Source organism: Deinococcus marmoris DSM 12784, from assembly GCF_000701405.1.
Taxonomy (GTDB): domain Bacteria; phylum Deinococcota; class Deinococci; order Deinococcales; family Deinococcaceae; genus Deinococcus; species Deinococcus marmoris.
In genome coordinates, this window is the sequence record NZ_JNIV01000032.1 from 39,766 (window position 1) to 46,844 (window position 7,079).

Genomic DNA, 7,079 nt, shown 5'->3' on the forward strand with positions numbered 1-7,079 from the left:
CACTGAAGCGTGCCGAGGCCTCACCATCTGCGGTGGGGCACTTCTTTTGCAGCGCTCAGGTCGCCGTCACTGCGGGGCGGTCAAACCGCAGTCGGTTCAGCGATAGGGCGTTGAGCGTGACGATCACGGTGCTGGCGCTCATCAGCAGCGCGGCCCACTCCGGGCGCAGCAGGATGCCGTAGCCCGGGTACAGCACGCCCGCCGCGAAAGGGATCGCCAGCAGGTTGTAAATGGCAGCCCAGAAGAGGTTCTGCTTGATCTTGCCCCGGACGTGCCGGGCCAGGGCGATGCCGACCGCCACGCTCGCCGGATCACTCTTGACCAGGACCACGTCCGCAGTCTCGACGGCCACATCGGTTCCGGCCCCGATGGCCATGCCTATCTCGGCCTGAGCCAGGGCAGGCGCGTCGTTGACCCCATCGCCCACCATCGCGACCTTGCGGCCCTGGCCCTGTAATTCCTGAACCTTGGCGGCCTTCTCTCCCGGCAGCACGTCCGCGATCACCGTGTCGATCCCCAGTTGCCGGGCCACCGCGTCCGCCGTGCGGCGGTTGTCCCCGGTGAGCATCACCGTCTGCACGCCCAGGCGACGCAGCTCCGTGACCGCCACGCTCGCCGACGCCCGTATCTGGTCGGCCACCGCCACCACGCCCAGCAGTTGCCCGTCTGCGGCCACGTACATGGCCGTCTTGCCGTCCGCCGCAAGCCGGTCCATCTCACCCGACAGGGAGCCGACCTCTACTCCCTCCCGGTCCATCAGCTTGCGGTTGCCGATCAGCACCCGCTGGCCCTGGACGGTCGCCACCACGCCGTGGCCGGGGACGCTGTCAAAGGCTTCAGGACGCCGGACGGTCATGCCCCGGGCCTCAGCCCCCTTGACGATGGCCTCAGCCAGCGGGTGCTGCGAGGGCTGATCGGCAGAAGCCGCCAGGTGCAGAAGGTCACGTTCATTCACGCCGGCTGTGGGCACCAGGTCGGTCAGGGCGGGTCTGCCCTCCGTCAGCGTCCCGGTCTTGTCGAAGATCACGGTGTCCACCCCGGCCGTCCCCTCCAGCGCGGTGGCGTTCTTGAACAGCACGCCTTCCCGCGCCCCCTTGCCGACGCCCACGGTGATGGCGGTCGGCGTGGCGAGCGCCAGCGCGTCCGGGCAGGCGATCACGATGGTGGAGACAGCGGCCGTGAGGGCGAACACGGCGCCCGCTCCCAGGAGAGTCCAGACCAGAAAGGCGATCAACCCGCTGCCCAGGGCCACGAACACCAGGTACTTCCCGGCGGTGTCGGCCAAGCGCTGCGCCGGAGCCTTGCTCGCCTGGGCGTTCTGCACCATCTGGACGATGCGCGAGAGGGCGGTGTCTGCCCCCACCGCCGTCGCCCGGAAGGTGAAGGCTCCATTCTGGTTGACGGTGCCGCCCGTCACCGGCTCGCCCGCCGTCTTCTGAACGGGGATGGGCTCGCCCGTGATCATGCTCTCGTCCACGTAGGAGTCGCCGGAAACCACCTCGCCGTCCACCGGCACCCGGTCGCCGGGGCGCACCACGATCTCATCGCCCACGACAACGTGCTCCAGCGGCACCTCGGTTTCCTGCCCGCCCCGCACCACGCGGGCGGTGCCTGGCGCCAGCTTCAACAGGGCCTCCACCGCCCGCCCCGTGGCGAAGCGCGAGCGCATCTCCAGCCAGTGCCCGGCCAGCGAGAAGGTCGTGAGCATCGCGGCAGCCTCGAAGAACACCTCATCCGTCCGCAGGAAGAGGGTGGCCCACACCGAGTAGACGTACGAGACCAGGATGCCCGTGGCGATCAGGGTCATCATGTTCGCCTCGCGCCGCTTGAGGGCACGCCAGGCGGCAGAAATGAACGGCCAGCCCCCCCACCACACGACCGGCGTGGCGAGGATCAGCCCAAACCAGGCCATCGACAGGCCAAAGGGCGGCGGCGCCATGAAGCCCAGCAGCTCGCCAATCGGGGAGTACAGCACGATCGGGACGGTGAGGATCAGCGACACCACGAAGCGGCGCAGCATGTCGTTGACCATCTCCGCGCCGTGCCCCGCGTGTTCGTCGTGGTCCATCCCGGCGTGCGCGTCATGTCCGGCATCGGTCCTACCGTCGTGGGGGCCGTGACGGGCCGCAGCCTGCGGATCCTGCTCACCGGCCGCCCCCGGGTGGTCCGCTGCGGCGTGATCATGCACCATTGCGCTGCTGTCGGGCGTCCTGTGCCTCTGGCCGACCCTCGGGTGACCGGACTGAGCCGAGGACGGCAGGCAGTCCTGGCAGGCGCAGTTGTAGCCGGCCTCACGCAGGTGCCGCCGAAGCCCAGCATCTGTGGCCCTTCCCGGGTCATACCCCAGGTGCGCCACCGCGCGTGTGCGGTCGATGTGGACGGAGGTCACGCCAGGGACCCGCGCGAGGCTCCGTTCCAGATCGGCGAACTCCGAAGCGTCATGGCAGTTCTTGAACGCCACTTCAAGGACGGCGGCCGGTGCAGGCTGATGGCCCTGGTGCCCGCTGTGATCGTGCATCGTCATGCGTCTCTCCTGCCCATCCGTTCAGCGTAGGTTGGGGCTGTTCAGCTCCTGTAAAGGGTCAGGCCAGAAGCGCTTCGAGCTTTGGGCGCTGCTGGTCGAAGGTGCCGTAAAAGAACTGCTCGCCGATCACGGTCATGGGCGCGACGCGCACGCCGTACCGCGCCTTTGCCTCGTCCGCCACGGCAGGATCCGTCAGGTCACGCTCTTCATAGCGAACCCCGTGCCGGGCGAACCACAGGCGCAGGGCATGGCAGTCGGGGCAGGTGGGCGTCGCGTACAGGACGACGTTTGGCATGGAGAACCTCACAACAAGAAGGGGCGGACCTGCGTCCGCCCCGGGAAGGCAGGCTCAGCGCGTACCTCAGGCGTACTTAAAGACTTCCATCAACTCGTCGACGATTTCCTTCTCGTCACCCCGAGTCGCGGCAGTCGCCACGTGCGCTTCAAGGTGGCCGCGCAGGATCACGCCTGCCGCGCCGTCCAGTGCGCCCTGCACCGCCTTGATCTGCCGCAGGACGTCCACGCAGTACACGTCCGGGTCTTCCAGAGAGCGGCGGATGCTCTCGAGGTGACCGCGGGCGATGGCGAGACGACGCGCGGCGCGCTTGCGGCTGTCCTCTGGCATGCAGAGGGTGTGGCCCGTATGGCCGTGTTCCCCCTCCGGGGGGGTCACGTCCAGCAGCCGAGCAGCGGTCGTCTCCCCTGCCATTATGGGTTCGCCACCTGGGCGCCGTAGCCTTCCTCGGTGACGGCCGCGATGAGCTGTTGCGGTTCAGCGTCGCCCTGCACCACAGCCTTGCCGGTGCTCAGGTCCACCTGTGCCCCGGTGACCCCGGGGACGTTCTCAAGGGCCTTGGTCACGCCTGTCTGGCAGTGCCCGCAGGTCATGCCGGTGATGTCCAGTTCAATCTTGGTCATGGTCTTCCTCCTGAATTCAGGCTACACCCTCCCCCCCTGGGTGTCAACACTGTCTTAGAAATCTACCGTCTGGCAGGAAAGTTCTTCCGAGCCCTCTTGCCAATCCCCCATCCCAGGGTCTATGATTGCAGCATTCATATCCTCCCTGGGGGGATCGGAGGAACAGAGAAATGACGAAGACCATCGAGATGGGCGTGCAGGGCATGACCTGCGCGAGCTGCGTCGGGAGAGTGGAGCGCGGGCTGAAGAAGGTGGAGGGGGTCGAGGGTGCCAACGTCAATCTGGCCACAGAGCGCGCCACGGTCACCTACGACCCGGCCCTCACCACGCCCCAGGCTTTGCTGGACAAAGTGAAGGACGTGGGCTACGAACCCATCGTCAGCCACACTGAGCTGGGCGTGCAGGGCATGACCTGCGCGAGTTGCGTGGGCCGGGTCGAACGTGCCCTGAAGAAGGTGGACGGCGTGCTGGCTGCCAGCGTCAATCTGGCCACCGAGCGGGCCACCGTGCAGTACCTCCCCTCCAGCGTGAGCCCCGGGCAACTCAAGGCGGCCATTCGGGCATCCGGATACGAGGTCCTGGAGGAGCAAGCTGGCCTCAGCCGCGAGGACCAGGAACGCGAAGCGCGGGCGCGGGAAGTCACCCACCTGCGCGGGCAGGTGATGTTCAGCGCGGCGTTTGCCCTTCCCCTGATGTTGATCGCCATGGTGCCGATGCTTGTTCCCGCCGTGAACGACTGGCTGATGAACTCCTTTGGGCACGGCGTGATGGGCACCCTGAACTGGGTGATGCTGGCGCTCGCCGTGCCGATCCAGTTCGGGCCGGGGCGGCGCTTCTACCGCTTGGGTTGGAAAAGCCTGAAGATGAAATCCCCGGACATGAACGCCCTGGTGATGATCGGCACCTCGGCCGCGTTCCTGTACTCGCTGGTTGCCACGGTCGCGCCCGGCATCTTCCCGGAAGGCACCGCCCACGTGTACTACGAGGCTTCGGGCGTGGTCATCACCCTGATCCTGCTGGGCAAGTACTTCGAGGCCATCGCCAAGGGCCGTTCCAGCGAGGCCATGAAAAAGCTCCTCTCCCTGCAGGCCAGGACGGCCCGTGTGGTGCGGGGCGGGCAGGAACTCGACCTGCCCACCGATGAAGTGCTGGTGGGTGACCTGATCTCCGTCCGGCCTGGCGAGAAGATCCCGGTCGACGGCGAAGTCGTCAGCGGCAACTCCTTCGTGGACGAGAGCATGATCACGGGCGAACCCGTCCCGGTGAGCAAGCAGGTAGGCGCGGGCGTCGTGGGGGGCACCATCAACCAGAACGGCGCCCTGACCTTCCGTGCCACCCGCATCGGCGCGGACACGGCCCTCGCGCAGATCATCAAGCTCGTCGAGACGGCCCAGGGCAGCAAGCCGCCCATCCAGGGTCTCGCCGACAGGGTTGTCGCCGTCTTCGTCCCGGTCGTGCTGGGCATCGCCGCGCTGACCTTTGTGCTGTGGCTGCTCCTCGGGGGGCAGACGGCCCTCTCCTTCGCGCTGATCACGACGGTGGCCGTGCTGATCATCGCCTGCCCCTGCGCGATGGGTCTGGCGACCCCCACCAGCATCATGGTAGGCACCGGTAAGGCGGCCGAACTGGGCGTGCTGTTCAAGGGCGGGGGCGCGCTGGAGGGTCTTCAGGACGTGCAGGTGGTGGCCATGGACAAGACCGGCACGCTGACCAGGGGGCGGCCTGAACTGACCGATCTGGTCACAGCCCAGGGCTTTGACCGCGAGGGCGTCCTGAGGCTGGTCGCTGCTGCCGAGGACCAGAGCGAGCACCCCATCGCCCGGGCCATCGTGGACGCCGCGAAACGCGAGGGCATCACCATCCTGAAGCCGGGGGCCTTTGAAGCCGTGCCCGGCTATGGCCTGGAAGCGACTGTGGACGGGCACCTGGTGCAGGTGGGTGCCGACCGGTACATGACCCGGCTGGGGCTGGACGTGAGCGTCTTCGCGCAGCAGGCGCAGCAGCTCGGTGACGAGGGCAAGAGCCCGCTGTACGCCGCCATCGACGGTCAGCTCGCGGCCATCATCGCCGTCGCCGACCCGATTAAGGCCGGCAGTCTGGAGGCGGTCAATGCCCTGCACCGCATGGGCCTGAAGGTGGCGATGATCACCGGGGACAACAAGCGCACCGCGAATGCGATCGCCCGGCAGTTGGGGATTGACGAGGTCCTGGCCGAAGTCCTGCCCAGCGGCAAGAGTGACGCGGTCAAGGAACTCCAGGCGAAAGGACAGAAAGTGGCTTTTGTGGGCGACGGCATCAATGACGCCCCGGCCCTGGCCCAGGCGGACGTCGGTCTGGCGATTGGCACCGGCACCGATGTGGCGGTGGAAACCGCCGACGTGATCCTGATGTCGGGCGACCTGCGCGGCGTGCCCAACGCCTTTGCCCTGTCGCGGGCTACCCTGCGCAACATCAAGCTCAACCTGTTCTGGGCGTTCGCTTACAACATCGTCCTGATTCCCGTCGCGGCGGGCGTGCTCTACCCGGCTTTCGGCCTCCTGCTCAGCCCGGTGCTCGCGGCGGCGGCGATGGGCTTTTCCAGCGTCTTCGTCCTCTCCAACGCGCTGAGGCTGCGCGGCTTCCGCCCCCCCGTGAGTCCGGACGCGGTCACCGTCGCTGCCCCACCTTCCCTGCCTGCGCACGCCTGAAGCCCATCTGCGCGGAAAGTTCCTGACTTTCCGCGCTCCCCTGAGGAGAACACCCATGACCAGGCTCACTGTTGGCCCCTACGTTGCTTCCCTGAAGACTGGCCCCGCCCTCGTGCGTGACCGCCAGGCTTTTCTGGTCCGTGCCCAACTGCGCGACGAGGTGCCCACCGCCGCCGGCCTGCCCCTGGTAGGCCTGGGCGGCTCATGCGGCAAGCCCGCGTTCCTGTTGCCGTTTCTGGTGCGCTGGACCGAACAGAGCACCCTCACCCTGGAGGAGGTGGCCACCGAATTCGAGTGCTTCGTGGAGTACGGCGCATATCCACACCTGAAGCTGAACGAAGGTGGCCAGGAGGTTGCGGCCGTGCAGGACTGGAGCAACATGGCCATGGTCTTCGTGCGCCCCGGCTACGAGCGCGGCGAGGAACTGCTGATGCGTCTCCGTAACAGGCTGGATCCCAGGGCCACAGCCAACTGAGCCAGACGACATCAACAGGCCCCCTCTTGCAAGGGGGCCTGTTTGTGGCTGCCCGCCTCACCCTGTCGGCCGTGGCCTTGCTCCGTCTTAAGCCAGCCTTGAGGAAAGGTGCCGCTTTATACGGACTCCGATTAAATCTTGTAGACTGTCCAGATCAAAAAATTCTTCTCTTCCATCCAACTCCAGCACTCCGCTGACGATTTCTGGGCCATTTATCGGGCCAGTACCTGCGCTGTGGAGCGGCGCAGAGCGCAGTTCTTTGCCTTCCTTGCGGAAGGCAGAACAGAAACTGAGCTTTTGGAACTGACCAAATACTCCGTCTCTGGGGCGCGTCACATTTTGCAGCGGTATCACACCCTGGGGCTGGACGGTTTAGGGGATGGCCGGGCGCACAACCAGGGCGCACCCACGGTGCTGAGTCCAGACGAACAACAGCAGCTTGCTGTCCACCTGCGACACGATTTTGATCAGGGCA

Annotated in this window: 6 protein-coding genes; 2 read left to right on the forward strand and 4 right to left on the reverse strand. The window is 66.7% G+C overall.

Annotation, left to right across the window (positions count from 1 at the left end; translation table 11 throughout):
- Positions 1-55: 55 nt before the first annotated feature.
- The 4 genes from Q319_RS0109615 to Q319_RS0109630 all read right to left on the reverse strand — a co-directional run bounded on the left by Q319_RS0109615 (position 56) and on the right by Q319_RS0109630 (position 3,442).
- Positions 56-2,524 carry a heavy metal translocating P-type ATPase gene (locus Q319_RS0109615; protein ID WP_034414507.1) on the reverse strand — a complete coding sequence of 823 codons (2,469 nt, stop codon included), beginning with the start codon at positions 2,522-2,524 and terminating at the stop codon, positions 56-58.
- A gap of 58 nt (positions 2,525-2,582) precedes the next feature.
- Positions 2,583-2,819, reverse strand: coding sequence for a glutaredoxin family protein (locus Q319_RS0109620; RefSeq protein WP_029482150.1), 237 nt, complete (start codon positions 2,817-2,819; stop codon positions 2,583-2,585).
- Positions 2,820-2,885: 66 nt separating this feature from the next.
- Positions 2,886-3,233 carry a metal-sensitive transcriptional regulator gene (locus Q319_RS0109625; RefSeq protein WP_415813298.1) on the reverse strand — a complete coding sequence of 116 codons (348 nt, stop codon included), beginning with the start codon at positions 3,231-3,233 and terminating at the stop codon, positions 2,886-2,888.
- The gene (locus Q319_RS0109630; protein WP_029482154.1) at positions 3,233-3,442 is read right to left on the reverse strand and encodes a CopZ family metallochaperone; all 210 of its coding nucleotides are present in this window, start codon (positions 3,440-3,442) and stop codon (positions 3,233-3,235) included. The genes Q319_RS0109625 and Q319_RS0109630 overlap by 1 nt, the downstream gene beginning before the upstream one ends.
- Positions 3,443-3,612: 170 nt before the next feature.
- Between Q319_RS0109630 and Q319_RS0109635 the strand changes: the two genes are divergently transcribed.
- Positions 3,613-6,129 carry a heavy metal translocating P-type ATPase gene (locus tag Q319_RS0109635; protein WP_029482156.1) on the forward strand — a complete coding sequence of 839 codons (2,517 nt, stop codon included), beginning with the start codon at positions 3,613-3,615 and terminating at the stop codon, positions 6,127-6,129.
- Positions 6,130-6,184: 55 nt separating this feature from the next.
- The gene (locus Q319_RS0109640; RefSeq protein ID WP_029482158.1) at positions 6,185-6,604 is read left to right on the forward strand and encodes a hypothetical protein; all 420 of its coding nucleotides are present in this window, start codon (positions 6,185-6,187) and stop codon (positions 6,602-6,604) included.
- Positions 6,605-7,079: the final 475 nt, after the last annotated feature.